25 protein-coding genes are annotated in these 26,405 nt (G+C 55.3%); 12 read left to right on the top strand and 13 right to left on the bottom strand.

Features of this window, described 5'->3' with window-relative positions; all coding sequences use genetic code 11:
* The first annotated feature begins 67 nt into the window (after positions 1-67).
* The 5 genes from dkgA to phnE (F3J26_RS17940) all read left to right on the top strand — a co-directional run bounded on the left by dkgA (position 68) and on the right by phnE (F3J26_RS17940) (position 4,789).
* Positions 68-895: a 2,5-didehydrogluconate reductase DkgA gene (gene dkgA, locus F3J26_RS17960; protein WP_008460946.1), complete on the top strand. Its 828-nt coding sequence runs from the start codon at positions 68-70 to the stop codon at positions 893-895.
* Between the two features lie 225 nt (positions 896-1,120).
* Positions 1,121-1,963, top strand: coding sequence for a phosphonate ABC transporter ATP-binding protein (phnC, locus tag F3J26_RS17955; protein ID WP_039287781.1), 843 nt, complete (start codon positions 1,121-1,123; stop codon positions 1,961-1,963).
* A 35-nt stretch (positions 1,964-1,998) separates the two neighbouring features.
* Complete coding sequence (phnD, locus tag F3J26_RS17950; RefSeq protein WP_008460942.1) at positions 1,999-2,940, top strand: phosphonate ABC transporter substrate-binding protein; 942 nt, start codon at positions 1,999-2,001, stop codon at positions 2,938-2,940.
* A 101-nt stretch (positions 2,941-3,041) separates the two neighbouring features.
* The gene (gene phnE, locus F3J26_RS17945) at positions 3,042-3,911 is read left to right on the top strand and encodes a phosphonate ABC transporter, permease protein PhnE (RefSeq protein WP_034810028.1); all 870 of its coding nucleotides are present in this window, start codon (positions 3,042-3,044) and stop codon (positions 3,909-3,911) included.
* Entirely contained in the window at positions 3,908-4,789 is an 882-nt protein-coding gene (gene phnE / locus F3J26_RS17940) for a phosphonate ABC transporter, permease protein PhnE (RefSeq protein ID WP_166995198.1), read from the top strand. Before phnE (F3J26_RS17945) ends, phnE (F3J26_RS17940) begins: the two co-directional genes overlap by 4 nt.
* Before the next feature lie 40 nt (positions 4,790-4,829).
* Here the strand turns inward: phnE (F3J26_RS17940) and F3J26_RS17935 are convergent, their stop codons facing one another.
* From F3J26_RS17935 to F3J26_RS17910, 6 genes are all read right to left on the bottom strand, one after another.
* Positions 4,830-5,492, bottom strand: a complete 663-nt coding sequence (locus F3J26_RS17935; protein WP_166878055.1) for an HAD family hydrolase — start codon at positions 5,490-5,492, stop codon at positions 4,830-4,832.
* 116 nt (positions 5,493-5,608) lie between these two features.
* Positions 5,609-7,777, bottom strand: a complete 2,169-nt coding sequence (locus F3J26_RS17930) for a YgiQ family radical SAM protein (RefSeq protein ID WP_166995196.1) — start codon at positions 7,775-7,777, stop codon at positions 5,609-5,611.
* 202 nt (positions 7,778-7,979) lie between these two features.
* Positions 7,980-9,392 (bottom strand): cell division protein FtsP, encoded by a 1,413-nt coding sequence (gene ftsP / locus F3J26_RS17925; protein ID WP_166995194.1) that lies wholly within the window; start codon positions 9,390-9,392, stop codon positions 7,980-7,982.
* A 62-nt stretch (positions 9,393-9,454) separates the two neighbouring features.
* Positions 9,455-10,210 (bottom strand): 1-acylglycerol-3-phosphate O-acyltransferase, encoded by a 756-nt coding sequence (locus tag F3J26_RS17920; protein ID WP_008460931.1) that lies wholly within the window; start codon positions 10,208-10,210, stop codon positions 9,455-9,457.
* A gap of 90 nt (positions 10,211-10,300) precedes the next feature.
* Positions 10,301-12,571 carry a DNA topoisomerase IV subunit A gene (gene parC, locus F3J26_RS17915; RefSeq protein ID WP_166995192.1) on the bottom strand — a complete coding sequence of 757 codons (2,271 nt, stop codon included), beginning with the start codon at positions 12,569-12,571 and terminating at the stop codon, positions 10,301-10,303.
* Between the two features lie 147 nt (positions 12,572-12,718).
* Positions 12,719-13,120, bottom strand: coding sequence for a YgiW/YdeI family stress tolerance OB fold protein (locus F3J26_RS17910; RefSeq protein ID WP_166995190.1), 402 nt, complete (start codon positions 13,118-13,120; stop codon positions 12,719-12,721).
* Between the two features lie 191 nt (positions 13,121-13,311).
* Here F3J26_RS17910 and qseB point away from each other — a divergent pair, with 191 nt between their 5' ends.
* From qseB to F3J26_RS17890, 4 genes are all read left to right on the top strand, one after another.
* Complete coding sequence (qseB, locus tag F3J26_RS17905) at positions 13,312-13,974, top strand: quorum sensing response regulator transcription factor QseB (protein WP_166995188.1); 663 nt, start codon at positions 13,312-13,314, stop codon at positions 13,972-13,974.
* Entirely contained in the window at positions 13,968-15,329 is a 1,362-nt protein-coding gene (gene qseC, locus F3J26_RS17900) for a quorum sensing histidine kinase QseC (RefSeq protein WP_166995186.1), read from the top strand. Before qseB ends, qseC begins: the two co-directional genes overlap by 7 nt.
* 116 nt (positions 15,330-15,445) lie before the next feature.
* Positions 15,446-16,027 (top strand): NAD(P)H-dependent oxidoreductase, encoded by a 582-nt coding sequence (locus tag F3J26_RS17895; RefSeq protein ID WP_039297985.1) that lies wholly within the window; start codon positions 15,446-15,448, stop codon positions 16,025-16,027.
* A 30-nt stretch (positions 16,028-16,057) separates the two neighbouring features.
* Complete coding sequence (locus F3J26_RS17890) at positions 16,058-16,375, top strand: putative quinol monooxygenase (protein WP_008460925.1); 318 nt, start codon at positions 16,058-16,060, stop codon at positions 16,373-16,375.
* Positions 16,376-16,440: 65 nt separating this feature from the next.
* On the opposite strand, the gene parE is transcribed toward F3J26_RS17890, so the two are convergent.
* From parE to nudF, 5 genes are all read right to left on the bottom strand, one after another.
* Positions 16,441-18,333, bottom strand: a complete 1,893-nt coding sequence (gene parE, locus F3J26_RS17885; RefSeq protein ID WP_008460924.1) for a DNA topoisomerase IV subunit B — start codon at positions 18,331-18,333, stop codon at positions 16,441-16,443.
* Between the two features lie 45 nt (positions 18,334-18,378).
* Positions 18,379-18,954, bottom strand: coding sequence for an esterase YqiA (yqiA, locus tag F3J26_RS17880; protein WP_008460923.1), 576 nt, complete (start codon positions 18,952-18,954; stop codon positions 18,379-18,381).
* Positions 18,954-19,781 carry a 3',5'-cyclic-AMP phosphodiesterase gene (gene cpdA, locus F3J26_RS17875; protein WP_166878031.1) on the bottom strand — a complete coding sequence of 276 codons (828 nt, stop codon included), beginning with the start codon at positions 19,779-19,781 and terminating at the stop codon, positions 18,954-18,956. Before cpdA ends, yqiA begins: the two co-directional genes overlap by 1 nt.
* A 143-nt stretch (positions 19,782-19,924) precedes the next feature.
* Positions 19,925-20,350 (bottom strand): DUF1249 family protein, encoded by a 426-nt coding sequence (locus F3J26_RS17870; protein ID WP_008460921.1) that lies wholly within the window; start codon positions 20,348-20,350, stop codon positions 19,925-19,927.
* Positions 20,351-20,352: 2 nt separating this feature from the next.
* A complete protein-coding gene (gene nudF / locus F3J26_RS17865; protein WP_166995184.1) occupies positions 20,353-20,985 on the bottom strand; it encodes an ADP-ribose diphosphatase in 633 nt (210 codons plus the stop codon).
* 212 nt (positions 20,986-21,197) lie between these two features.
* On the opposite strand from nudF, the gene tolC reads away from it, so the two are divergent.
* The 3 genes from tolC to F3J26_RS17850 all read left to right on the top strand — a co-directional run bounded on the left by tolC (position 21,198) and on the right by F3J26_RS17850 (position 24,696).
* The gene (tolC, locus tag F3J26_RS17860; RefSeq protein ID WP_166995182.1) at positions 21,198-22,682 is read left to right on the top strand and encodes an outer membrane channel protein TolC; all 1,485 of its coding nucleotides are present in this window, start codon (positions 21,198-21,200) and stop codon (positions 22,680-22,682) included.
* Positions 22,683-22,851: 169 nt separating this feature from the next.
* Positions 22,852-23,529 carry a DUF1190 family protein gene (locus F3J26_RS17855; protein WP_008460913.1) on the top strand — a complete coding sequence of 226 codons (678 nt, stop codon included), beginning with the start codon at positions 22,852-22,854 and terminating at the stop codon, positions 23,527-23,529.
* Positions 23,530-23,535: 6 nt separating this feature from the next.
* Positions 23,536-24,696 (top strand): glutathionylspermidine synthase family protein, encoded by a 1,161-nt coding sequence (locus tag F3J26_RS17850; protein WP_008460911.1) that lies wholly within the window; start codon positions 23,536-23,538, stop codon positions 24,694-24,696.
* 34 nt (positions 24,697-24,730) lie between these two features.
* Here the strand turns inward: F3J26_RS17850 and ygiD are convergent, their stop codons facing one another.
* Together ygiD and ribB are read right to left on the bottom strand one after the other, a co-directional pair.
* Complete coding sequence (gene ygiD, locus F3J26_RS17845) at positions 24,731-25,519, bottom strand: 4,5-DOPA-extradiol-dioxygenase (RefSeq protein WP_166995180.1); 789 nt, start codon at positions 25,517-25,519, stop codon at positions 24,731-24,733.
* A 178-nt stretch (positions 25,520-25,697) separates the two neighbouring features.
* Positions 25,698-26,351, bottom strand: coding sequence for a 3,4-dihydroxy-2-butanone-4-phosphate synthase (gene ribB / locus F3J26_RS17840; RefSeq protein ID WP_008460907.1), 654 nt, complete (start codon positions 26,349-26,351; stop codon positions 25,698-25,700).
* Positions 26,352-26,405 lie beyond the last annotated feature (54 nt).

The raw sequence follows: 26,405 nt of genomic DNA, 5'->3' as shown, positions 1-26,405 counted from the left end.
GACTAGACTTAATACAAAACTTACACCGGGCTTGCCCGGTGTTTTTCGCACTATTAAGGAGGTACGCATGACTCATCCAACCTTAATCAAGCTCCAGGATGGCAACGTAATGCCGCAGCTTGGGCTCGGTGTCTGGCAGGCCAGCAACGACCAGGTCAGAACGGCCATTGAGAAAGCCCTGGAAGTGGGATACCGCTCCATTGATACCGCCGCCGCCTACAAAAACGAGGACGGCGTAGGTGCCGCGCTGAAAAGCGCAGGCATTGCGCGTGACGATCTGTTTATTACCACCAAGCTCTGGAACAGCGACCAGCAGCGGCCCCGCCAGGCGCTGGAAGACAGCCTTGAAAAACTGCAGCTTGATTATGTCGATCTCTACCTGCTGCACTGGCCGGTGCCGAGTAAAGATCATTATCTCGAAGCCTGGAAAGGGCTGATTGAGCTGCAAAAAGAGGGACTGGCGAAGAGTATTGGGGTGTGTAACTTCAATCTTAATCATCTCCAGCGGCTGATCGACGAAACCGGCGTTAGCCCGGTGATCAACCAGATTGAGCTGCACCCTCTGCTGCAACAGCGCCAGCTCCACGCCTGGAACGCGACCCACAAAATCCAGACCGAGTCCTGGAGCCCGCTGGCCCAGGGCGGTGAAGGCGTGTTTGATCAGAAAATCATTCGTGATTTAGCGGACAAATACGGTAAAACCCCGGCTCAGGTGGTGATTCGCTGGCACCTCGATAGCGGGCTGGTGGTTATCCCTAAATCGGTCACGCCTGCCCGTATTGCTGAAAACTTTGACGTGTTCGACTTCCGCCTGGACAAAGAAGAACTGGCTGAAATTGCGAAGCTCGACAGCGGCAAACGCCTTGGGCCAGACCCGGACGTGTTTGTCGGCTAAATCCGGCTTCTCTTTTCGTCCCCAAAACCACCTTCGCCTTCACCCGCAGGGTGGTTTTTTATTTCCCGCACACCCCCTGCTCCAGCGCTTTCTACGTGTAACACATCTGTTTGATCGTCGCGTGAATTTTCACGGCGTTCATTATTTGTTCTTTTAGCCGTAATCAAAAAGTCACACAACACCACGATAAATAGGGCCAGCTTCGCTAACTCATTTGGAATGGTTATGAACAGATCCCTTGCCGTAGTTACCAACTCTGACCTGGAGTCGCTGCCGCAGTTTGCGCCCGCGCCGGGGCGTAAAGTCCTGAGCGTTAAGAGTCTGAGTAAGGCCTATAACGCACACCAGACCGTGCTGCACGACATTAACTTCGACCTGCATGCCGGTGAACTGGTGGGCGTGATTGGCCGTTCAGGCGCAGGTAAATCTACGCTGCTGCATATTCTTAACGGTACGCATTCTGCCACGTCGGGCGAGATCCTCAGCTTTCCGGAAGTCGGGATGCCGCACGATGTGTCTAAACTCAGCGGTCGCGCCCTGAACCAGTGGCGCACCGAATGCGGCATGATATTCCAGGACTTCTGCCTGGTGCCAAGACTGGACGTGCTGACTAACGTCCTGCTGGGTCGCCTGAGCCAGACCTCCACGCTGAAATCCCTGTTTAAGGTTTTCCCTGAAGCAGACCGCGCCCGCGCTATTTCGCTTCTGGAGTGGATGAACATGCTGCCCCACGCCCTGCAGCGCGCCGAGAACCTTTCCGGCGGCCAGATGCAGCGCGTCGCTATTTGCCGCGCGCTGATGCAAAACCCAAGCATTCTGCTGGCCGATGAGCCAGTGGCTTCACTCGACCCGAAAAATACCCAACGCATCATGAAAGTGCTGCGTGAAGTGTGTGAGCAAGGCATCAGCGTGATGGTGAACCTGCATTCCATCGAGCTGGTGAAAGAGTACTGCACCCGCGTTATCGGGGTTGCAAAAGGAAATATCGTGTTTGACGGTCATCCGTCGATGTTAACGGACGACGTGCTGCATCTCTTGTACGGCGATGAAATCAATCAAGTGCATTAATTCTCTCTCCAATTGATACAACACAGGCAATGATAATGAAAAAGCAACTGACTGGCGCATTACGTTTATCCGCAGTGATTACTGGCCTTGTGATTGCAGGCCACGCTATGGCTGCTGACCAGCCGCGCGAACTGAACCTCGGGATCCTCGGCGGGCAGAATGCGACCCAGCAAATTGGTGATAACCAGTGTGTGAAGCAGTTCATGGATAAAGAACTGAATGTCGACACTAAACTGCGTAACTCTTCTGACTACTCTGGTGTTATTCAGGGCCTGATCGGCGGTAAAGTCGACCTGGTGCTGAGCATGTCTCCTTCTTCCTACGCTTCGGTGTACATGAACGACCCGAAAGCGGTGGATATCGTCGGCATCGCGGTTGACGATAAAGATCAGTCCCGCGGCTACCACTCCGTAGTGATCGTGAAAGCCGACAGTCCGTACAAAACCATCGAAGATCTGAAAGGCAAATCCTTCGGCTTCGCGGATCCGGACTCCACCTCTGGCTATCTGATCCCGAACCACGAGTTCAAACAGAAACTCGGCGGCACCGCGGACAACAAATACAACAACTTCTTCTCCAGCGTCACCTTCTCCGGCGGCCACGAACAGGACATCCTGGGCGTGCTGAACGGCCAGTTTGCTGGCGCGGTGACCTGGGCTTCCATGGTTGGCGACTATAACGACGGCTACACCGCCGGGGCGTTTAACCGCCTGATCCGTATGGATCACCCTGACCTGATGAAGCAGATCCGCATCATCTGGACTTCCCCGCTGATCCCTAACGGCCCAATCCTGGTCAGCAACAAGCTGCCAGCTGACTTCAAGGCCAAAGTGGTGGATGCAGTGAAGAAGCTTGATAAAGAAGATCACGGTTGCTTCGTGAAGGCAATGGGCGGCACCCAGCACATTGGCCCGGCATCTGTGGCTGACTTCCAGCAGATCATCGACATGAAGCGTGAGCTGGTTAGCGCCCGCTAATTGATGCCCACCGCATAAAAATCGCACCCCGGCAGCCTGCCTGGGTGCTTTTTTATCAGGACGGGGCAACCCGTCACCGGAAACAAACCGGATAATAAGTGATGATGTTGAATACGGAATTTGAGCGTTACTATCACCAGGTCAGAATGCGCCAGAAGCGCGACACCCTGATTTGGTCCCTGCTGCTGGTAGGCCTGTATCTTACCGCCGGTCATATCGCAGAGTTCAGCCTGACCACCATCTGGCAATCGCTGCCAAACTTCCTCGACTACATGTTCGAAACCCTGCCGACGCTGCACCTCCCGGTTCTGCTGGCCGACGTCCACACCAAAGGCTCGCTGGCCTACTGGGGATACCGCCTGCCGATTCAGCTGCCGCTGATTTGGGAAACGCTGCAGCTGGCGCTGGCGTCGACGCTGATTTCGACCTGCATTGCCGCTGTGCTGGCATTTTTGGCCGCCGGTAATACCTGGACACCGCCCGCCGTGCGCTTCGGCGTTCGTGCTTCAGTTGCCTTCCTGAGAACCATGCCGGAGCTGGCATGGGCGGTGATGTTCGTGATGGCCTTTGGTATCGGCGCTATTCCGGGATTTCTGGCGCTGGCCCTGCACACCATTGGCAGCCTGACCAAGCTGTTTTACGAAGCCATCGAAAGCGCGTCCGACAAACCTGTGCGCGGCCTGGTGGCCTGCGGTGCCACGCCACTTCAGCGCGTGCGCTTCGCTCTGTGGCCGCAGGTGAAACCGATCTTCCTGTCCTACAGCTTTATGCGCTTTGAAATTAACTTCCGTTCCTCCACCATTCTCGGCCTCGTTGGCGCGGGCGGGATCGGCCAGGAGCTGATGACCAACATTAAACTCGACCGCTACGACCAGGTCAGCATCACGCTGCTGCTGATTATCGTGGTGGTTTCCATCCTCGATGTCCTGTCCGGCAGGCTGCGCCGCTGGGTTCTGGAGGGGAAAAAATGAGCATTTCACAGGCAACACCGGATATCGCTAAAAGCCGCGAGCAGCACCGCGAACTTTACCGGATGCAGGGACGATATCTGCGTCACATCGGCCTGCTGGCCGCCGCCATCCTCGGCTACTACGTCTGGTTTTTCTTCACTTTCGGCATCGACTCCGGGCAAATCCTGACCGGCATCGCTCAGCTCGGGCGCTATTTCCTGCGCATGTTTGTCTGGCATGACTTTGTTAACTGGCCGTTCGCCTATTACTTCTCGCAAATCGCTATTACGCTCGCCATTGTCTTTGCCGGGACGCTAACCGCCACTGTGCTGGCGCTGCTGCTGTCGTTCTTTGCCGCCCGCAATATCATGCAGAGCTCGGTGGCAAGGGTCATTGCGCTGCTGGTGCGCCGCCTGTTCGACCTGCTGCGCGGCGTGGATATGGCAATCTGGGGGCTAATATTTGTGCGCGCCGTGGGGCTTGGCCCGCTGGCTGGCGTACTGGCAATTATCATGCAGGATACCGGCTTACTGGGCAGGCTGTATGCCGAGGGGCACGAAGCGGTAGAACGCTCTCCGAGCCGGGGATTAACCGCCGTGGGCGCGGCAGGCATTCAGAAGCACCGCTTCGGGATCTTCACCCAGTCGTTCCCGGCGTTTCTCTCCCTCAGCCTGTATCAGATTGAGTCCAACACCCGTTCAGCGGCGGTGCTGGGTTTTGTCGGCGCGGGCGGTGTCGGCCTGGTTTATGCCGAGAACATGCGGCTGTGGAACTGGGACGTGGTGATGTTTATCACCCTGATTCTGGTCTGCGTGGTAATGGCGATGGATGCTATTTCTGCCTGGCTGCGCCGCCGCTATATCACCGGGAAGCCGGTGCCGCTGTATTCTCCGCAATAACGCCTAAACGGGGCACGGTTTTCACCATGCCCCGGTTTCGCTATAAAGACCAGCTCAGCGTTTGCCAGCCGTAGCGAGCGCCCTGCGCCGCAAGCTTCTGGCAAGGATTTACCATCAGCACTTTATCGGCCTCAAGGCAGAGCGGTAGGTCGTTAATAGAGTCGGTATAAAACGTCAGTTCTCCGCTGTATTCGGGGTTCACCGTCAGCCACTCCTTCAGACGGGTAATTTTACCTGCCTGATAGCTCGGCACGCCGCTTATCACGCTGGTGTAGGCGTTATTGCCGGTCACCAGGTCGATACCGATGGCGTGTTCAATGCCCAGCCGCGGCGCAATGGCCTTCACCAGCAGGCTGACCGACGCAGAGATGATCATCATCTGCTGGCCCTGAGCGTGTAATTGCTCAATCAGGCGCTTCGCCTCCGGGTAAACCAGCGGCAGTACATCATTTTCTACGCAGCGAGCCACCAGCGTATCGACATCGGCAACTGTCATGCCGGCCAGCGGGGCCAGCGTGACGCCAACGTATTCGTGAATGTTCATTTCGCCACGCTGGTAGTCGAGCATCAGCTTGTGCTCTTTGGCCAGATAATCAGGGTCTTTGATCAGCCCTTCGCGAGAAAGGAAGCGGCTCCAGAGAGTGCTGCAATCGGCGTCAATCAGGGTGTGGTCGAGGTCAAAAACGTACAGCGGGTTAGACATGTTCATTTCTCATTTCAGCAAAGAGGCCGCCGGGCAGCTTAGCACCAGACCCGACGGGCAGGGATTCCCACTTCTCTTTGTCGCAGAAAAAAATGACAGCGGCATGAAAGCACGGGTTACTTCACATGCGGCTTCCTCTTTCCTGCTGCTGCCGGACGGCGCTGGTGCGCAAGCGGGGTATGTTTCGTCAGCGCCGGGCGGGCGTGACGAGCATGCCTGCGGGCCTCACGTATCTCTTCCAGGGTCGGGGCAGGCACCAGGCATTCACGTCTGCCGCCAATCAGGTGCTTTTTCCCCATCGCCTCCAGCGCCTCACGGATCAGCGTCCAGTTAGCCGGGTCGTGATAGCGCAGCAGAGCTTTATGAAGGCGGCGCTGGCGGTCACCGCGAGGCACAACGATATCCTCGCTTTTGTAGTTCACCTTACTCAGCGGATTTTTACCCGTGTAATACATGGTGGTGGAGTTAGCCAGCGGCGACGGATAAAAGTTCTGAACCTGATCGAGGCGGAACCGATGCTGCTTCAGCCACAGCGCCAGGTTCACCATGTCCTCATCACGCGTCCCAGGGTGCGCGGAGATAAAGTATGGGATCAGATACTGCTCTTTGCCAGCCTGCTTCGAATAGGTATCGAACAGCTCTTTAAAGCGATGATAGCTGCCCATCCCCGGCTTCATCATCTTCGACAACGGCCCTTCTTCGGTATGCTCCGGGGCAATTTTGAGATAACCGCCCACGTGGTAAGTGGCCAGCTCTTTGATGTAACGCGGATCGGCAACCGCCAGATCGTAACGCACGCCGGAGGCAATCAAGATCTTCTTCACGCCCTGCAGATCGCGGGCACGGCGGTAGAGATCGATGGTCGGCTGATGGTTGGTGTCCATATGCTGGCAAATTTCCGGGTAAACGCACGACAGGCGACGGCAGGTTTGCTCCGCGCGCGGCGACTTGCAGCGCAGCATATACATATTGGCCGTTGGGCCACCGAGATCGGACACCACGCCGGTAAAGCCCGGCACGCTGTCGCGCATCGCTTCGATTTCGCTGATGATGGAATCTTCGGATCGGCTCTGAATAATGCGGCCTTCATGCTCGGTGATGGAGCAGAAAGAGCAGCCGCCGAAGCAGCCGCGCATAATGTTCACCGAGAAGCGGATCATCTCATAGGCCGGAATGCGGGCCTTGCCGTAGGAAGGATGAGGCACACGCTGGTAGGGGAGCGCGAACACGCTATCCATCTCTTCGGTAGAAAGCGGGATTGCCGGAGGGTTGATCCAGATATAGCGATCGCCGTGCTTTTGCATCAGCGCTCGGGCGCAACCGGGGTTAGTTTCATGATGCAGGATCCGCGAAGCGTGGGCATACATCACCTTATCGGCCTTCACCTTCTCAAAGGACGGCAGCAGAACATAGGTCTTTTCCCACGGCTTTGGTCGCGGGGGCTGCACGGTTACAGCTTTGGTTTCATCCGCCTTCTTGTCCTTCGGTTTATTGCCGTCGGCACAGGGGAGATCGTCCCCGTAAGGATGCGGAATGGGGTCGATTTTTCCTGGCGTATCAAGCCGGGTGGAATCGACGCCTGCCCAGCCGGGCATCGCTTCTTTGCGCATGATGGCGGTATTACGCACGTCGCAAATGTCAGCGATCCCTTCTCCGTTAGCCAGACGATGCGCCACTTCCACCAGCGGACGTTCACCATTGCCGAAGATCAGCATATCGGCTTTGGCATCAACCAAAATCGAGCGGCGCACGGTATCAGACCAGTAATCATAATGCGCGGTACGGCGCAGGCTGGCCTCGATGCCGCCGAGGATCACCGGCACATCACGCCACGCTTCTTTGCAGCGCTGGGTGTAAACCAGAGAAGCACGATCTGGGCGCTTGCCTGCCACGTTATCCGGCGTGTAGGCATCGTCGTGGCGCAGCTTGCGGTCCGCCGTGTAGCGGTTAATCATCGAATCCATGTTCCCGGCGGTCACGCCAAAGAACAGGTTCGGCTTGCCGAGGCGCATAAAGTCCTGTTTAGAAGACCAGTCCGGCTGAGCAATGATACCGACACGGAAACCCTGCGCCTCTAACATACGGCCACAGATGGCCATCCCAAAGCTGGGGTGATCCACGTAGGCATCGCCGGTGACCAGAATGATGTCGCAGCTGTCCCAGCCGAGTTCGTCCATCTCCGCGCGAGACATGGGTAAAAACGGTGCCGGACCAAAACAGGCGGCCCAGTATTGAGGCCATGAAAAGAGTTCGCGTTCCGGCTGGATCAGGCTTTTGACGCTCATAATATTTCCGAAGAGATGATGTAGAAATGAACAAAAGGGCGGCGATTATACGCCTATTAGCAGTAATCTTTGAAGGGTTATTCGGTGTTTTACGCCCCTCACCCGGCCCTCTCACCAAAGGGGCGAGGGGAAAAAGACTCTGCGTAGAGTCCCATGCTATCCCTTCTCCCTTGTAGGGAGAGGGTTAGGGTGAGGGTAAAAACTAGGGTGCGGGCTGAACCAATAGCTGACCGATGGAGCCGCGATCGGCAAGCTCCAGCGTCTGGCTGGAGTAGAGGAACGGGAAATGCTCCCAGGAAGGTTGCCCAAAGTAGACCAGCAGCTCAACCTGCCCGTCTATCCACACGGTATCCTTCCAGCCGCGATCTTCCCCGAACGGCGAAGCCCCGTTGACGTCGCGCACCAGGAAACTAACGCCCTCAATGTGGAAAGACTGCGGCGTATCAGCGCGCACCGTCCAGCGTTCCCAGGTGCCCTGCTGAGTCTGAATATCAATCCGCTTCATATCCCACAGCTGGCCGTTAATGCCAGGATCGTCACCGAGGGTGATTTCACGGCTGCGCGTTGGGTTACCGCCGATAATCTCTTCCGGCAGAAGGCGCATTGGCAGCGTGTCGGTCACCAGCGGCAACAGCCCGGTAGGACGCAGCGTTAACACCAGCGTGGAAATCAAAATGCTCGAGGGCTCAAAGAAACCACGAATGCGATCCATGATCCCCGCCGCTTCACCGGCGGTAATCGAGACCTCTTTGCCTTCGGTCATGTCGATAAGAATTTCTCGCCGCTCTCCCGGCGCCAGCGACAGCTGCTTGACCGAAACGGGTGCCGGCAGGAACCCCTGATCGCTGGAAATCACCGCGATGGAGCGACCATCGCTCATTTGCAGCTGGTAGCGACGCGAGTTTGAGGCGTTCAACAAACGCAGACGCACCCAACCACGGGACACTTCCACGTACGGGCTTTGCACCCCGTTCACCAGCAGCGTATCGCCAACAAAACCGCCGCTGCCTGGCTCCTGATACTCTGGCGCACCGAAGTTGTCGAGTCGCTTGTCCTGGATGATAATCGGGAAGTCATCCACGCCGTAATGGTTAGGGATTGGCAGAGATTTGCTGACTTCATCCTCAATTAACCACATCCCCGCGAGGCCGTTGTAAACCTGCCTTGCGGTGCGATTCGGCGTGTTGGCGTGATACCACAGCGTAGCGGCTCGCTGGCGAATGGGTAAAACGGGCGCCCAGTCTACGTTCGGCGACATCATACGTGCGGCCCCGCCAATCAGCGGCCCCGGCACCTGCAGGCCAGCAATCGTCATCGCAACATTTTCCTGCAGACGGTTGCTGTAGATCATCTTCACGTCATCCCCGCTCCAGACGCGAATGGTTGGCCCCATATAGCGCCCGTTAAAGCCCCAAACGGGCGCCTTAGCGCCGCCGGTAAATGACCAGTGAGCGCGCTGCAGCGTCAGGAATAAGGGCTGGCCGCGACGAGATTCAAGCAGAGGGGGAACAGGTAAAGGCTGCTGCTGCCCTGCCGCGTTTGCCCTCAGCGGCACCGAGCCGGCACATAGCGCAACTCCGGATGCCTGAATAAACTGACGCCGACTGAGTGACATAATTGCTCCATGTAAAACTGAATAACGAAAGGCGATACAAACCGTACCGCCAAAGGCGGCATTTAACTCGCCTGATTCTTTTCAACTTTGCCGGCGGCTTCACGCGCGGCAACTTCTTGATTGAGTTCGTCGATTTTGGCCATCATCAGTTCACGACAGTCAGTGGCCAGCTTACGGACCTGATCTTTCCCATAAGCGCTGGTATCAATTGGCGGCAGCATTTCGACGATGACCAACCCGTTGTTCCAACGGTTTAGCTTAATTTTATTACTGGTATTGGAAACGCACACCGGAATAATCGGCACGCCCGCGGCAATCGCGGCATGAAACGCCCCGGTTTTAAACGGCAGCAGGCCTCGACCACGGCTGCGGGTCCCTTCCGGGAACATCCAGATAGAAACATTACGTTTGCGAATCTGCTCGACAACTTGGGAGATAGTACCGTGGGCTTTTGCCCGGTTATCCCGGTCAATCAACAGGTTGCCAGTCAGCCAGTAAAGCTGGCCAAAAAACGGGATCCACACCAGGCTTTTTTTCCCAACCGTTACCGTCGGCGGCTGCACGATACTCGAAGCCGTCACCATATCGTAGTTGTTTTGATGGTTACCGATGTAAATCGCGGTGGGATGGTTTTCTGCCCCGGCAGGTAAGCGGGTTTCAACCTTGAGACCGAATACTGGCGCCAGACGCCCGAAAAGGTGCCCAAAAGTTGCCACATGGCGCGGATTACGCGGGCTAAACAGACAATAAATTGAACCAAAGATGCATACCAGGATGCAGTAAATAACGACAATAATAAAACGTACAATCGCTAGCATAACTACCTCATGAGCCGAAGCCGTTGATAAGTATATCGGCTTTAGCGTAAAACACACCGGACGGCGGCAACGCTGCCGCCGTACCCCGGATTATTCTTCGCTGTCTCCAGCTCCAGCCCGCATTGGGGAATCGACGTCCACGCGGTCGATACGCTGCAGGCCACGCATCAGCGTCCCGCGGCGGCCTCGCTCACCGGTAATTTTCTGCAGCTCTTCAGGGCGCAGCTTAATTTTACGCTTCCCGACGTGCAGCGTCAGCGTACTCTGCGGCGGCAGGATAAACAGATGTGCCAGCTTATCTTCACCTTTCGCCGCTTCGGCTGCCGGGATAGAGATAATTTTATTACCCTTGCCTTTCGACAGTTCCGGCAGGTCACTCACCGGGAACATCAGCATGCGCCCGGCGGCGGTGATCGCCAACAGCATGTCGTCTGCGCTGTGAATTTCCAGCGGAGGGAGGACGCGGGCGTTATCCGGAAGGGAAATCAGCGTTTTACCTGCGCGGTTGCGTGAAACAACGTCGTTAAAGGTACAGACGAAGCCATAGCCTGCGTCCGAAGCCATCAGCAGCTTCTGATCGTCTGCGGCCATCAGCACATAGTCAACCGTCGCACCCGGCGGTGGCGTCAGCTTACCGGTCAGAGGCTCACCCTGACCACGTGCTGACGGCAGCGTGATAGGATCCAGCGCGTAGCTTCGCCCGGTGGAGTCAATGAACGCCACCGGTTGATTGCTCTTACCTTTGGCTGAGCCAAGGTAGCTGTCACCGGCTTTATAGCTCAGGCCCGGCGCGTCAATATCGTGGCCTTTGGCGCTGCGCACCCAGCCCATTTGCGACAGCACAATCGTCACCGGTTCAGACGGCACCATGTCATGCTCGCTCATCGCCTTCGCTTCACCGCGCTCATGCAGCGGAGAGCGACGGTCGTCCCCGTAGGTATCGGCATCCGACTGCAGCTCTTTTTTCAGCAGCGTGTTCATTTTGCGCTCTGAAGCGAGAATACCCTGCAGCTGATCGCGTTCTTTTTCCAGCTCGTTCTGCTCGCCGCGGATCTTCATCTCTTCCAGTTTGGCGAGGTGACGCAGCTTCAGCTCAAGGATCGCTTCGGCCTGCGTTTCGCTGATATCAAAACGAGACATCAGCACCGGCTTCGGCTCATCCTCGGTACGAATGATATGAATCACTTCGTCGATATTGAGGAACGCTACCAGCAAACCTTCGAGGATATGCAGGCGTTTAAGGACTTTCTCCAGACGGTAGTTCAGGCGGCGGCGCACCGTGTCACGACGGTAGACCAGCCATTCGCTGAGGATCTCCAGCAGGTTTTTCACCGCCGGGCGACCGTCCAGGCCAATCATATTCAGGTTAACGCGATAGCTTTTTTCCAAATCGGTGGTCGCGAACAGATGGTTCATTACCTGCTCAACGTCTACGCGATTGGAACGAGGCACAATCACCAGCCGGGTCGGGTTTTCATGATCCGACTCGTCGCGCAGGTCTTCAACCATTGGCAGCTTTTTCGCACGCATCTGGCTGGCAATCTGCTCCAGCACGCGAGCGCCTGATACCTGATGAGGCAGCGCGGTAATCACAACGTCGCCGTCTTCTTTGCGCCACACCGCACGCATGCGGATGGAGCCGCGCCCGTTCTGGTAGATTTTGCGAATATCTTCGCGCGGCGTGATGATTTCCGCTTCGGTCGGATAATCCGGACCGTGGACGATATCCAGCAAGCTGTCCAGCGTCGTTTTTGGCTGGTCAATCAGCGTTATGGCGGCCTGGGCGACTTCACGCAGGTTATGCGGAGGAATGTCTGTTGCCATGCCTACCGCAATGCCGGTTGTCCCGTTAAGCAGGATGTTCGGTAAACGCGCAGGCAGCATTTTTGGCTCCAGCAGCGTTCCGTCAAAGTTCGGGATGTAGTCTACCGTTCCCTGCCCGAGCTCACTGAGCAGCAGCTCCGCGTACTTCGACAGGCGAGATTCGGTATAACGCATGGCAGCAAAGGACTTAGGATCGTCCGGCGCGCCCCAGTTCCCCTGCCCGTCCACCAGCGGATAGCGGTAAGAGAACGGCTGCGCCATCAGCACCATCGCTTCATAACAGGCGCTGTCGCCGTGGGGATGGTATTTACCCAGCACATCACCCACGGTACGGGCTGACTTTTTGAATTTTGCGCTGGCGTTTAGCCCCAGCTCAGACATCGCATATACGATTCGACGCTGAACCGGCTTGAGCCCGTCGCCAATAAACGGCAGGGCACGGTCCATGATGACGTACATGGAATAGTTGAGATACGCATTTTCCGTGAATTCGTGCAGCGCAAGACGCTCAGCACCATCATGAGTCAAATCACTCATTGCTCATTCATCCTCAAACTGACGAACCGATTGTGGCCACAATCGGCGTAATTGCCGCCGATAGTACCTTATCTGGCCTGTTGAGTCATAGCGATGAATAGCTTTATACGAAGCGGCAGCCCATATGGGCAAGCCGCATTTTCAGCGTTACTTCAGTTTGTTAATTTGCTTTACGTCGATTTCTATCGAGTTCCAGTCTTTATCCACTTTACCCTGAATTTCCACGGTGTCCTGAGGAGTGACCGTTTGGCCGTTCCAACGCTTATGGTCAATGTCTACGTTGATACTGTCGGTTGCATCGCGGAAAATATAATCTTCACCACCAATGCGCTGCTCAATTTTACCGGTCAGCGTCACCCAAGTGTCATCAGATAACGTTTTGGCCTGTTTTACCGTGGTTTTACTCCCCGTTGGGCCCACAAAGCCGCCCTGCTGTATAGGCTGAGTTTGTACCGAGGCATTAGGGTCAACAAACCCGCCGGTCTGAGCAGCAAATAGAGGGGCTGAAGTTAAAGCGATAATGGCAAATAAAGCGGCTGTCTTTTTCATAATGTAATTCTCCTTTCGTTTCTTAGCCCCTAGTAAAGCGCCCAAATCTTAACGAGATCTTAATCCCTCGGCAGGAAGTGTTTTTTATTACAAATTTGCGGTCTTTGCCGAAGGAGCAGGCTTTTCTTCTGTACACACAAAGACGACAGGTATTTACTGCTCGTCTTAACGGCAGCAACAAGGAGTGCGCCATGCGCCTGTTACTTATTGAGGATGACCCACTAATTGGTGACGGCATTAAAGCCGGATTAATCAAAATGGGGTTTGCGGTTGACTGGTTTAGCGATGGGCCAAAGGGACAAGCCGCACTTGGCCTGGCCCCCTACGACGCCGTAGTGTTGGATCTCAGTCTCCCGGGCATGGATGGCCTGGATATTCTGCGCGCCTGGCGTAAAGAGGGGCACAGTCAGCCCGTACTAATCCTGACTGCCAGAGACTCGCTGGAAGAGCGCATTGAAGGATTGCAGCTGGGTGCGGACGACTACCTTTGCAAACCATTCGCCCTGACAGAAGTGGCAGTGCGGTTGCAGGTACTCATCCGCCGGGCGCACGGCCACGCGCAGCCAGAGATTACCCACGGAAATGTCGTGCTTTCTCCGGCAAACCATACGGTATCTCTCAACGGCGAGCCCCTACAGCTAAAGCCTAAGGAATTCGCTTTACTCGAGTTGCTTATGCGTAATGTCGGGCGTGTTCTGCCACGCACACTGATCGAGGAAAAAATCTATAGCTGGGACGATGAAGTCTCGCGCAACGCCCTTGAAGTTCACATCCATCATCTCCGTAAAAAGCTGGGCAGCGGTTTTATTCGCACCGTACACGGCATCGGCTATACGTTAGGTGATGCATGCTAAGAACGTTGACCAAAAGCTTACGCACACGCCTGACCGTAGGCTTTATAGTGCTGACCCTTGCAGCAGCAGCCTTTGCCAGTGCCGCCGCTTGGTATGAAGCCCGTAAATCGCTCAACAAGCTCTTCGATACCCAACAACTGCTTTTTGCTAAGCGGCTAAGCGTGCTGGATTTCGATGGTGCAAACAGCGCCGAGCCACAGCTTCCTCGCAGTAAAAACATTCTGAAAAAACATCGCGGTAAGCTCGATGATGACACATTAGCCTTCGCCATTTTTACCGCTGAGGGCAGGCTTGTGCTCAATGACGGCGACAGCGGTAAAGGACTGATCTATTCATGGCATAGGGACGGATTTACTGATGGGCAACTCGATGATGATGACGATCTCTGGCGTCTGGTCTGGCTGACAACGCCTGATGGTCGTTATCGTATCGTGGTCGGTCAGGAGTGGGACTACAGGAACGATATGGCTCTGGATATCGTGTCCGCTCAGCTCACGCCCTGGTTAATAGCACTGCCGCTGATGCTGGTCCTGCTGATTGGGTTAGTCAGCAGAGAGCTGGCACCGCTGCGAAAACTGACGCAAAAACTACAGCGTCGCCCCCCCGGCGACAACAGCAGACTCGAAACTCAGCCTCTCCCGCTGGAAGTCAGGCCCCTTGTGGATGCCTTAAATCAGCTCTTTGAGCGTACAGAAGCATTTATGCAGCGTGAAAGGCGCTTTACGTCCGATGCCGCCCACGAACTCCGAACCCCGCTTGCGGCCCTGAAGGTACAGGCAGAGGTGGCTCAACTGGCGGAAGATGATGCCCAAGTCAGAGAGCAAGCGCTGAACCAGCTTCATCAGGGCATTGACCGAGCCTCCCGTCTTGTTGAACAGCTGCTGACGCTTTCCCGGCTGGACTCTCTGGCTGAACTGAATGATGTCCAGGACGTGTCACTGCAGACTCTGCTTCAGGAAAGCGTGATGGAAGCCTGGCACGCGGCCCAGCGAGAGCATATTGATATCCACCTGCAGATGCCGGAAAAACCAGTAACCCAGCTCGTTCAGCCACTTCTGCTTGGGTTGATGTTGCGCAATATCATTGATAACGCCGTCCGCTACAGCCCTGCAGGCAGCGTTGTGAACGTCGTACTTAAGGAGAATGAGCTTGAGGTTATCGACAATGGACCGGGCGTGAACCCTGAATATCTTGCCTCTTTGGGGGAACGCTTCTTTCGCCCACCAGGGCAGCTAAAAACCGGCAGCGGGCTGGGGTTGTCAATCGTTAGTCGAATTGCGGCGTTGCACGGTATGCGGGCAACTTTCGGCAACGCAGAAAGCGGCGGTTTTAGGGTTTGCATCCGTTGGAACTGAGAAATTTCAGCCGGATTATTGCTCGTGCAGCAAAAGTCTTTGCACATCCTGGTCATTTTTTCACAGTAAGGTTCTCATTATAATGATTGGCAAACGTAATTATTTAAGGGCTAACAATGAGCAACATCCTGATTATCAACGGCGGTAAAAAATTCGGCCATTCCAACGGCCAGCTTAATGACACCATGACCGAAGTCGCGGAAAGCTATTTGCGCGACCTCGGGCATGATGTCCAGGTCACCCGCGCAGACAGCGAATATGACGTTAAAGCGGAAGTTGAGAAATTCCTTTGGGCAGACAGCATCATCTGGCAGATGCCGGGCTGGTGGATGGGCGCCCCGTGGACGGTCAAAAAGTACATTGACGATGTGTTCACCGAAGGCCACGGTTCGCTGTATGCCAGTGATGGTCGTACCCGTTCAGACGCCTCTAAAAAATATGGTTCCGGCGGCCTGATTCAGGGCAAAACCTACATGATGTCCCTGACCTGGAACGCACCTTTAGAAGCTTTCACCGAAAAAGATCAGTTTTTCCATGGCGTTGGCGTAGACGGCGTTTATCTTCCATTCCACAAGGCTAACCAGTTTCTGGGCATGGAAGGGCTGCCAACCTTTATCGCTAATGACGTCATCAAGGCACCTGACGTGCCACATTATGTAGCAGAATATCGCAAGCATCTGGCTGGTATTTTTGCTTAACTGTTTGCCGGATAACATAAGGAGTTAGTCATGCTGACAGTGATTGCAGAAATTCGTACACGTCCTGGGTCACACCATCGCCAGGCGGTAATTGCAGCGTTTGAGAAAATTATTCCAACCGTGCTGAAGGAAGAAGGCTGCCACGGCTACGCGCCGCTGGTCGATCATAACGCCCAGGTCGCGTTCCAGACTACCGCCCCGGACTCCATCTTCATGCTGGAAAAATGGGAAAGCGTTGCGCATCTGGAAGCCCATCTTGAGACGGCCCACATGAAAGAACATAGCGCCCGCGTGAAAGACGACGTGCTGGAAGTGCATATCCGCATTCTCGAAGAAGCCGTGAAGTAACTGGCGTCTGAGAATGCAAAAAGGGATGACCTGAGCCATCCCTTTTACGTTTTGGAGAAAAACGTTTAGCCCTCGATATCGGCCATGTCGCCTTTTTCCTGCAGCCAGTTGCGGCGATCTTCCGAACGCTTTTTGGCCAACAGCATATCCATAGTCGCCAGCGTGCGCTGGTCGTCTTCATCGCTGATGGTCAGTTGAACCAGACGGCGCGTATTCGGATCAAGCGTGGTCTCGCGAAGCTGAAGCGGGTTCATCTCGCCCAGCCCTTTAAAGCGCTGCACGTTTGGCTTGCCTTTCTTGCGCTTAAGCTGTTCCAGCACGCCGGCTTTTTCTTCTTCATCCAACGCGTAATAAACCTCTTTACCCAGATCGATGCGGTAGAGCGGCGGCATCGCCACGTAAACGTGACCACCTTTCACCAGTGCCCGGAAGTGGCGCACAAAGAGCGCGCACAGCAGCGTGGCAATGTGCAGACCATCGGAGTCCGCATCCGCAAGGATACAGACCTTGCCATAGCGCAACTGGCTCAGATCTTCACTGTCTGGATCAATACCGATCGCCACAGAAATATCGTGCACTTCCTGCGAGGCCAGTACTTCGTCAGAAGAAACTTCCCATGTGTTCAGGATCTTCCCTTTCAGCGGCATGATCGCCTGATATTCGCGATCGCGAGCCTGCTTCGCGGAGCCGCCTGCCGAGTCCCCTTCCACCAGGAATAGTTCGGTCCGGCTTAAATCCTGCGCAGTACAGTCTGCCAGCTTACCCGGCAGCGCTGGCCCGCTGGTCAGCTTTTTACGCACAACCTTCTTCGCGGCGCGCATCCGGCGCTGAGCGCTGGAAATAGCCAGCTCTGCCAGCTGTTCTGCCGCCTGTACGTTCTGGTTCAGCCACAGGCTGAAAGCATCCTTCACTACGCCGGAGACAAAGGCCGCACACTGGCGTGAGGAGAGACGTTCTTTCGTCTGGCCAGCAAACTGAGGATCCTGCATTTTGACCGACAGCACATAGGCGCAGCGTTCCCAAATATCTTCCGCAGAGAGCTTCACGCCACGCGGCAGAATATTGCGGTATTCGCAGAACTCACGCATGGCATCGAGCAGCCCCTGACGCAGGCCGTTAACATGAGTACCGCCCTGCATGGTTGGGATCAGGTTTACGTAGCTTTCCGTCAGCAGCTCACCGCCTTCCGGTAACCAGAGCAGCGCCCAGTCAACGGCTTCGGTGTCGCCCGAAAAATTGCCGATAAACGGCGCTTCCGGGAGGGTAATCAGGCCATTTACGGCTTCGCACAGATAGTCGTTCAGGCCGTCCTGGTAGCACCAGCGCTGCTCGGTATTATTCACCTTATCGGTAAAGGTAATCTCAACCCCCGGGCACAGTACCGCTTTCGCTTTCAGCAGATGGCTGAGGCGTGAAACGGAAAAACGCGGGCTGTCGAAGAAGCTTTCATCCGGCCAAAAATGCACGCTGGTCCCGGTATTGCGCTTCCCACAGGTGCCAATCACCTCCAGATCCTGCACCTTCTCGCCGTTTTCAAAAGCGATGCTGTATACCTGAGCGTCGCGGCGGACGGTCACTTCAACGCGTTTGGAAAGGGCGTTAACCACAGAGATCCCTACGCCGTGGAGGCCGCCGGAAAATTGGTAGTTTTTATTCGAGAATTTACCGCCCGCATGCAGACGGCAAAGGATCAGCTCAATGGCCGGGACCTTCTCTTCGGAATGGATATCAACAGGCATCCCGCGCCCGTCATCAATGACTTCCAGCGACTGGTCGGCGTGCAGGATGACATCCACGCGCTTAGCGTGACCTGCCAGCGCCTCATCCACGCTGTTATCAATGACTTCCTGTCCCAAATGGTTAGGACGAGTGGTGTCAGTGTACATCCCCGGGCGGCGGCGAACAGGCTCAAGCCCGGTGAGTACCTCTATATCATCGGCATTATAGGATTGCGTCATGGTTTATTCATTCAGATAGCGAAACAGGAAATCGGCCGTCAGGCCTCAGCGCAAGCCGAGGAAGTCGACAATCTGTGTGAAATAATCTTCGAAGCCCGTGAAGGCATGATTGCCACCGGGTTTCACCGTCTGGCGGCAGAGCGCGTAGTAGGCTACGGCCTGGCGGTAATCAAGCACCTCATCGCCCGTTTGTTGCAGCAGCCAAATCAGGTCTGGCGCTTCCAACGGGTCAATCTGCATGACTTTCAGATCGTAAATATGGCGTGACTCTAGCACATATTGCTGCCCGGTGTAGGGGTTCTCGTTTTTACCAAGGTAACCCACAAGCAGCTCAAAAGGGCGAACCGCCGGGTTAACCACCACCGCAGGCAGCGTAAAGCACTGCGAAAGCCAGGTCGCGTAATATCCGCCGAGGGAAGACCCCACAATGCCCAGTGGCTCTCCTCCACGTTTGAGCACCAGCGACTCTAGCAGCTCGGAAGCCTCTGCCGGATAAGGCGGTAACTGAGGCACAATCATCTCAATTTCAGGATGATGCTGAGCCAGCCACGCCTTAAAACGGGTCGCTTTTGCGGAGGCCGGAGAGCTATTAAACCCGTGCAGATACAGTAACGCAGGCATTAATAACCCTCAGAAGCCGTGTCAGGACTAAATTTACCGCTTTGCAAACGGCAAACTTCCGTCGTCAGGCTGCCGTCAGGATAAAGATCGAGCCAGCGCCATCCCGGCTCAATGGTGTCGAGCGTGAAATTGGCGCAGTGAGGTTTGAACTGGACGCATGTCGAAGGCGTGGCCAGCATTCTGCGACCGTTCCAGTCGAGATCCAGTTCCTGATGAATGTGCCCACAAAGCAGCGTTTTCACCTGCGGCCAGGGCTTAAGCACGGCATCCAGTGCGGCAGCATTGCGCAGGCTGTGCTGATCCAGCCAGCTGCAGCCGGCAGGAAGTGGATGATGATGCAGCAAAAGTAGGGTGTGACGCTCTGGAGCCGCAGCCAGCTGACGCTCAAGCCATTCCAGCTGATAGTCGCTCAGTTCACCGTGGGGAACGCCAAAGACCTGGCTGTCCAGCAGCAAGATTTGCCAGCGATCGCCGATATAAACGCGCTTGGCCGGAGAAATACCCGCTTCCTGCAGAGCGTTAAACATTGCAGGTTGAAAATCGTGGTTACCCGGCAGCCAAACGCAAGGCGCAGAAATGCGGGAGACTCCTTCAGCAAAATGCTGATAAGCCTCCACGCTGTGATCCTGGGCCAAATCCCCGGTTGCCACCAGTAAGTCGCAGGCACGCTGTTCGGCCAGAATAGCGGTCAAGACCGCCTGATAGCTCTTCCAGGTATTAATCCCGAGCAGCGTTTCGTTCTTTCCAGCGAACAAATGGGTATCGGTTATTTGCAATATCCTGATTCGGCCTCCATCGGCCACAGGAAGGGTTAACAGGCTTTCCAAATGGTGTCCTTAGGTTTCACGCACTCACTACCCACCACACTTAAGCTGCTGATATCCAGGCGGCAGCTCGATTCATTCAGGGTATCAATATCATCCATTTATTCAGGGCGTTGTGCCGTTAACCGTCCTCAACCCTAAAAAAACTAGGTATACACAGGCACGGCCATTGCTCCATGCGCTAAACAGTAGCGCAGCCAATCAGCAAGAAACTGGTTAATTTGATGCTTTTCGTCGCGTTGATGCAACTTTTTATTCGGATAATCATATCGCGCTTTGAAGCGAAAGATCTGCTGGCTTGAACACACTTCCGCGACCATCGCGTCGTGATACAGCCTGACCGACATTGACGGCAGGCTCCAGTAACTCACCGAGGGGTGCGTTTGTTCTATTTCCACCAGGGTGGTATAACGTGTTGATTCTGAAATAGTTAATCGATATCTGGCGCTATTAACCTGATAGGTTACCGTTTCGCCCGCTGCATCATTTTTCGGCAGCAGGCGGCGCAGCTGCGCGAAGTTGGTTTCGCACAAACGCATCATTTCGGGGAAGTCAGGGGTATAGCGCTTCATAATCAGTGATTCCACTCTTTTCTTAGTTGCTCATAATGCAGCTGCAGCCATTGCAAAGCGATGACCGTTGCCGCGTTGTCGATGCTCCCCTCTTCGACACACTGGTAAGCCTGCTCCCGGCTCACCACATGAACACGAATATCTTCGTTTTCTTCCACCAGGCCATGAATACCTTTGGCCTGAGTGGCATCCACTTCGCCGACTAAAATAGACAACCTTTCGCTGGTGCCACCGGGGCTGGCTAAATAGCTCAGAACCGGTTTGGTTCGGCCCACAGCAAGGCCAGCTTCTTCTACGGCTTCACGACGCGCAACATCTTCTACGCTTTCGCCCTCTTCAATCATGCCGGCGATCATTTCTAACAGCCATGGGGTTTCGCTGGTGTCCCAGGCCGCGATACGAATCTGCTCTATCAGCACGACTTCATCACGCACAGGGTCATAGGGTAGCAGCACCGCAGCGTGACCGCGTTCAAAAATTTCGCGCCTGACTTCGCCACTCATTTCGCCGTTGAATAAACGATGACGAAAACGATAAAGATCGAGTGAAAAAAAGCCACGATAAAGCGTTTCCCGTGCAATAATTTCTACATCCTTTTTGGCGAAAGTAGCCGCTAGCTTTTCTGACTTGTTCATAGATGATGTCCTGATGACAAATGGGCGCTGGGCGGGCGATTTCAACCCTGCGTAACTGCCCTTTCAATTTTGATGTGGTAGATTGGTGAAAATTAAGGTAGATGGCACTTTACGCCAACCTGCCCGGCTGACGGAATCTGTAGAATCGGCGATCATCTTTGACTCCTGTCGGCGTTAAACAAAATAATTCTGCTTCACAACAAGGAATGCAAATGAAGAAACTGCTCCCCATTCTTATCGGTCTGAGCCTAACGGGTTTCAGCGCCATGAGCCAGGCAGAAAACCTGCTGCAGGTTTATCAACAGGCGCGCACCAGCAACCCGGACCTGCGTAAATCCGCTGCTGACCGTGACGCCGCATTCGAAAAAATTAATGAAGCACGCAGCCCATTACTGCCACAGCTGGGCCTGGGTGCAGATTACACCTACGGTAACGGTTTCCGCGACTCTAACGGTATTAACTCCAACACGACCAGCGCAACGTTACAGCTGACGCAAACCATTTTTGATATGTCGAAATGGCGCGCACTGAGCCTGCAGGAAAAAACCGCAGGGATTCAGGACGTCAGCTTCCAGACCGATCAGCAGTCTCTGATCCTGAACACGGCCACAGCCTATTTCAACGTGCTGAGCGCCATTGACGCGCTTTCCTATACTGAAGCGCAGAAACAGGCCATTTACCGCCAGTTGGATCAAACCACTCAGCGCTTTAACGTAGGCCTGGTCGCCATCACTGACGTGCAGAACGCCCGCGCACAGTACGACACCGTGCTGGCGAACGAAGTCACCGCCCGTAATAACCTGGACAACGCGGTGGAATCACTGCGTCAGGTCACCGGGAACGACTATCTGAGCCTGGCTTCTCTGAACGTAGACGGTTTCAAAACCACCAAGCCAGATGCGGTCAACAATCTGCTGAAAGACGCTGAAAAACGCAACCTTAGCCTGCTTCAGGCTCGTCTGAGCCAGGATCTGGCGCGCGAACAAATTCGCCTGGCTGAAGATGGTCATCTGCCTACGCTGAGCCTGAACGCATCCAGCGGCGTCACTAACAGCAGCTACAATGGTTCTAAAACTTCCGGCAATTCGCAGTATGACAACAGCTATAAAGGGCAGAACCAGGTTGGCCTGAGCTTCTCCCTGCCGCTGTACCAGGGTGGCCAGGTTAACTCTCAGGTTAAACAGGCTCAGTACAACTTTGTGGGTGCCAGCGAGCAGCTGGAAAGCGCGCACCGCAGCGTGGTACAGACCGTGCGTTCCTCCTTCAACAACGTGAATGCCTCTATCAGCACCATCAACGCTTATAAACAGGCCGTGGTGTCTGCGCAAAGCTCCCTGGATGCGATGGAAGCCGGTTACTCGGTGGGTACCCGTACTATCGTTGACGTGCTGGATGCGACCACCACGCTGTATAACGCCAAACAGCAACTCTCCAGCGCTCGTTATAACTACCTGATTAACCAGCTGAATATTAAATCAGCGTTGGGTACGTTGAACGAGCAAGATCTGATTGCGCTGAACAATACGCTGGGCAAACCGGTTTCAACCTCTGCGGACAGCGTTGCGCCGGAAACCCCAGAGCAGGATGCCCGCGCTGACGGTTACAACACCGCGCCAGCGACGGCTTCCACTAAGGCAACTCATGCCACTCCGGCTGCGGCCACCAGCGGGAAAAAAGCGAACCCATTCGCTAATTAATCGCCGGAATGCCAACGAAAGGGGCGTATTTTTACGCCCCTTTTTTTCTGTCTCGCGTTTGAACGTAAGGCAACGTAAAGATCTCCTGCCAACAGGCCAACATCGCTTCAATTTCAACCGCTCATCCCCTATCCTTAGCACCAAACCTACTGGGCTCAGGACTGATTAAATGAAACGGACAAAAAATATAAATCATTCATCGTTCCGCAAAAGCTGGAACGCACGCCATTTAACGCCGGTGGCGTTGGCGGTCACCGCCGTCTTTATGCTGGCCGGCTGTGAACAAAGCGACGAAACCGTCTCAATGTACCAAAACGCGGACGACTGCTCGCAGGCAAACCCGAGCAAAAGCGCGGAATGTACCACCGCCTATAATAACGCTCTGAAAGAAGCCGAGCGCACGGCACCGAAGTACGCTTCCCGTGAAGCCTGCGTGGCCGAGTTTGGCGAAGGCCAGTGCCAGCCAGCCCCGGCTCAGGCAAGCCTTGCCGGCGAAAGCCAGGCTCAGGCTCAACCGCAGCAAAGCGGCAGCTTCTGGATGCCGCTGATGGCGGGCTACATGATGGGCCGTCTGATGGGCGGCGGCGCGGGCTTTGCGCAGCAGCCGCTGTTTACCTCAAAAAACCCGGCCAGCCCGGCTTACGGCAAGTACGCCGATGCCAGCGGTAAAAGCTACGGCGCGGCCACCCCAGGCCGGACGACAACCGTCCCGAAAAGTGCGATGGCACCAAAACCTGCGACCACCTCAACGGTGACTCGCGGCGGCTTTGGTGAGTCAGTGGCCAAGCAATCCACCATGCAGCGCAGCAGCGCCACCTCCGGCAGCAGCCGTTCGATGGGCGGCTGATAAATCATGGAAAGAGTTTCTCTCGTTGAACGCCCGGACTGGCGCGAAAAAGCCACGGAATACGGCTTCAATTTTCACACCATGTACGGGGAGCCGTACTGGTGTGAAGACGCCTATTACAAGCTCACGCTGGCTCAGGTTGAACGCCTGGAAGAGGTCACCGCCGAGCTGCATCAAATGTGTCTGCAGGTTGTGGAAAAAGTGGTGGCCAGCGACGAGCTAATGGCCCGTTTCCGCATTCCGAAACACACCTGGGAATTTGTTCGCCAATCATGGCGCAGCCAGCAGCCCTCCCTTTATTCCCGCCTGGATCTGGCGTGGGATGGCGTGGGTGAACCCAAGCTGCTGGAAAACAATGCCGATACGCCAACGTCGCTGTATGAAGCGGCTTTCTTCCAGTGGATCTGGCTTGAAGATCAGGTGGCTGCGGGCAATCTGCCCGAAGGCGCAGACCAGTTCAACAGCCTGCAGGAAAAGCTGATCGAACGTTTCGCCGAACTCAAGCAGCAGCATGGTTTCAATCTGCTGCACTTTGCCTGCTGTCAGGACACGGTAGAAGATCGCGGCACCGTGCAGTATCTGCAGGACTGCGCCGCCGAATCTGACGTCGCCAGTGAGTTCCTGTTTATCGAGGAAATTGGCCTCGGCGAGAAAGGTCAGTTTACCGACCTGCAGGATCAGGTTATAAGTAACCTGTTCAAGCTCTACCCGTGGGAATTCATGCTCCGCGAGATGTTCTCCACCAAGCTGGAAGATGCCGGCGTGCGCTGGCTGGAGCCAGCCTGGAAAAGCATTATCTCCAACAAAGCCCTGCTGCCGATGCTGTGGGAGATGTTCCCGGGCCACCCTAACCTGCTGCCCGCTTATTTCGCCGAAGACAACTTCCCGCCGATGGAAAAATACGTCGTGAAGCCAATTTTTTCCCGCGAAGGCGCCAACGTGAAGATCATCGAGAATGGCCAGGAGATCGCGCGCGTTGACGGGCCGTACGGCGAAGAAGGCATGATCGTCCAGCAGTTCTATCCGCTACCAAAATTCGGCGACAGCTATACGCTGATTGGCAGCTGGCTTATTAACGATCAGCCTGCAGGGATCGGGATTCGTGAGGATCGCGAGCTTATTACGCAGGATCTTTCCCGTTTCTATCCACATATCTTTGTGGAATAGAGCATTAAAAAAGCGCCCTTGGGCGCTTTTCTGTTTATCCTACCACAACCGACAGCATACTCAGCGATCCCATCTCTATGCCGTCGACCGGAATCGTCACCGGCTCTTTGCCGTCCCACGCGCCCAGAACATAAAGCAGCGGCAGGAAATGCTCCGCCGTCGGGTTAGACAGTGAACCGCCTTCATGACTGAGATAGTTCACCAGCGGATGCTCCTCCGCAGGCCCCTTCCAGGTCAGGTTGGCTTTAACATAGTCGTTAAACGACTCAGCCCAGGGGTAAGGTGTATTTTCACCGTGCCAGCGCGCAGTTCTCAGGTTATGCACCACGTTACCGCTAGCCACCAGCATAATGCCCTGGTCACGTAGCGTGGCCAGTTTGCGGCCAGTCTCCAGATGCCAGGCTGCCGGCTTCGTGCTGTCAATGCTCAGCTGCACCATCGGGATATCCGCGTTAGGGTACATCTTGATCAGCACTCCCCACGAGCCGTGGTCAAAGCCCCATGCCTCTTTATCTAACGCCACCGGCGTTGGTGCCAATAATTCAACCAGCTGCTGCGCCAGCTCAGGCGAGCCGGGTGCCGGGTAATGCGTGTCATACAGCGCCTGAGGAAAACCACCAAAGTCGTGAATCGTCTTCGGCGCTTCCATCGCGGTCACGCCCGTTCCACGGGTGAACCAGTGGGCCGACACCACCACAATCGCTTTTGGCCGCGGCAGCGTTTCGCCGAGCTGAGCCCAGACGCGGGTATAGCGGTTATCTTCCAGCACGTTCATCGGGCTACCGTGGCCAAGGAACAGCGCGGGCATACGTGGGCTTGTCATGATGGTGTCCTTAAATAGCTAAGATTCAATACGCACAGATTACGCCCAATTTTTGTGGGAAGAACTCAGATAAGCATGATGATGATCATCAGAAATTTTGAACAGGTCTGAAAAAACGAAAACAGCGAGGCGGGAGTGAAGAACAAAAGCCCGATCGCGCTGACCGGGCTTTACTTTTTTAGCTGGCTTTACGCGCTTGCGCCTGGCGATATTCCACCAAATCTTCGATGGTCACAACCGCCATATTATGTTTGCGGGCAAACTCGATGCACTCCGGCGCACGCGCCATGGTGCCGTCGTCGTTGGTCAGTTCACACAGCACACCCGCAGGTTTGAAACCGGCCAGGGAAACGAGGTCGATAGTGGCTTCGGTGTGGCCGCCGCGAGTTAACACGCCGCCCGGCTGCGCACGCAGCGGGAAAACGTGACCAGGGCGGTGCAGGTCGCTCGGCTTAGCGCCGTCGGCAATAGCTGCACGAACGGTGGTCAGACGGTCGGCTGCGGAAACGCCGGTTGTCACGCCGTGAGCGGCTTCGATGGTCACGGTAAACCCGGTGCCGAAAGCGCTGGTGTTGTTTTCGACCATCATCGGCAGATCGAGCTGTTTACGACGTTCGTCGGTCAGGCACAGGCAAACAATGCCGCTCCCGTGGCGAATGGTCAGCGCCATTTGCTCCACGGTCATGGTTTCAGCCGGGAAGATCATATCGCCTTCGTTCTCACGATTTTCATCGTCGAGAACCATGGCGCCACGGCCTTCGCGAAGCGCATCAAGAGCACGCTCAACGCGCTCAGTCGGGGTGCCAAATGCAGAAAGTAGCGTCTGATTCATGGTAATAAAAACCTCATTAATATTATGGTTACCAGAATCAGGGCAGTCTTAGGA

This window comes from Enterobacter sp. Ap-867, assembly GCF_011752855.1.
GTDB lineage: Bacteria > Pseudomonadota > Gammaproteobacteria > Enterobacterales > Enterobacteriaceae > Cedecea.
This window is presented reverse-complemented; position numbering and strand designations above follow the sequence as displayed.

Bases quoted from the DNA above. Each gene is read 5' to 3' on its own strand.
- phnC (WP_039287781.1), top strand. From the start codon at position 1,121: ATGAACAGATCCCTTGCCGTAGTTACCAACTCTGACCTGGAGTCGCTG.
- F3J26_RS17930 (WP_166995196.1), bottom strand. From the start codon at position 7,777: ATGAGCGTCAAAAGCCTGATCCAGCCGGAACGCGAACTCTTTTCATGG.
- qseB (WP_166995188.1), top strand. From the start codon at position 13,312: ATGCGCCTGTTACTTATTGAGGATGACCCACTAATTGGTGACGGCATT.
- F3J26_RS17870 (WP_008460921.1), bottom strand. From the start codon at position 20,350: ATGAAGCGCTATACCCCTGACTTCCCCGAAATGATGCGTTTGTGCGAA.
- phnE (WP_166995198.1), top strand. From the start codon at position 3,908: ATGAGCATTTCACAGGCAACACCGGATATCGCTAAAAGCCGCGAGCAG.
- F3J26_RS17895 (WP_039297985.1), top strand. From the start codon at position 15,446: ATGAGCAACATCCTGATTATCAACGGCGGTAAAAAATTCGGCCATTCC.
- qseC (WP_166995186.1), top strand. From the start codon at position 13,968: ATGCTAAGAACGTTGACCAAAAGCTTACGCACACGCCTGACCGTAGGC.
- F3J26_RS17850 (WP_008460911.1), top strand. From the start codon at position 23,536: ATGGAAAGAGTTTCTCTCGTTGAACGCCCGGACTGGCGCGAAAAAGCC.
- parC (WP_166995192.1), bottom strand. From the start codon at position 12,571: ATGAGTGATTTGACTCATGATGGTGCTGAGCGTCTTGCGCTGCACGAA.
- phnE (WP_034810028.1), top strand. From the start codon at position 3,042: ATGATGTTGAATACGGAATTTGAGCGTTACTATCACCAGGTCAGAATG.
- ftsP (WP_166995194.1), bottom strand. From the start codon at position 9,392: ATGTCACTCAGTCGGCGTCAGTTTATTCAGGCATCCGGAGTTGCGCTA.
- parE (WP_008460924.1), bottom strand. From the start codon at position 18,333: ATGACGCAATCCTATAATGCCGATGATATAGAGGTACTCACCGGGCTT.
- dkgA (WP_008460946.1), top strand. From the start codon at position 68: ATGACTCATCCAACCTTAATCAAGCTCCAGGATGGCAACGTAATGCCG.
- nudF (WP_166995184.1), bottom strand. From the start codon at position 20,985: ATGAACAAGTCAGAAAAGCTAGCGGCTACTTTCGCCAAAAAGGATGTA.
- F3J26_RS17935 (WP_166878055.1), bottom strand. From the start codon at position 5,492: ATGTCTAACCCGCTGTACGTTTTTGACCTCGACCACACCCTGATTGAC.
- yqiA (WP_008460923.1), bottom strand. From the start codon at position 18,954: ATGCCTGCGTTACTGTATCTGCACGGGTTTAATAGCTCTCCGGCCTCC.
- F3J26_RS17910 (WP_166995190.1), bottom strand. From the start codon at position 13,120: ATGAAAAAGACAGCCGCTTTATTTGCCATTATCGCTTTAACTTCAGCC.
- F3J26_RS17890 (WP_008460925.1), top strand. From the start codon at position 16,058: ATGCTGACAGTGATTGCAGAAATTCGTACACGTCCTGGGTCACACCAT.
- ygiD (WP_166995180.1), bottom strand. From the start codon at position 25,519: ATGACAAGCCCACGTATGCCCGCGCTGTTCCTTGGCCACGGTAGCCCG.
- F3J26_RS17855 (WP_008460913.1), top strand. From the start codon at position 22,852: ATGAAACGGACAAAAAATATAAATCATTCATCGTTCCGCAAAAGCTGG.
- tolC (WP_166995182.1), top strand. From the start codon at position 21,198: ATGAAGAAACTGCTCCCCATTCTTATCGGTCTGAGCCTAACGGGTTTC.
- phnD (WP_008460942.1), top strand. From the start codon at position 1,999: ATGAAAAAGCAACTGACTGGCGCATTACGTTTATCCGCAGTGATTACT.
- ribB (WP_008460907.1), bottom strand. From the start codon at position 26,351: ATGAATCAGACGCTACTTTCTGCATTTGGCACCCCGACTGAGCGCGTT.
- F3J26_RS17920 (WP_008460931.1), bottom strand. From the start codon at position 10,210: ATGCTAGCGATTGTACGTTTTATTATTGTCGTTATTTACTGCATCCTG.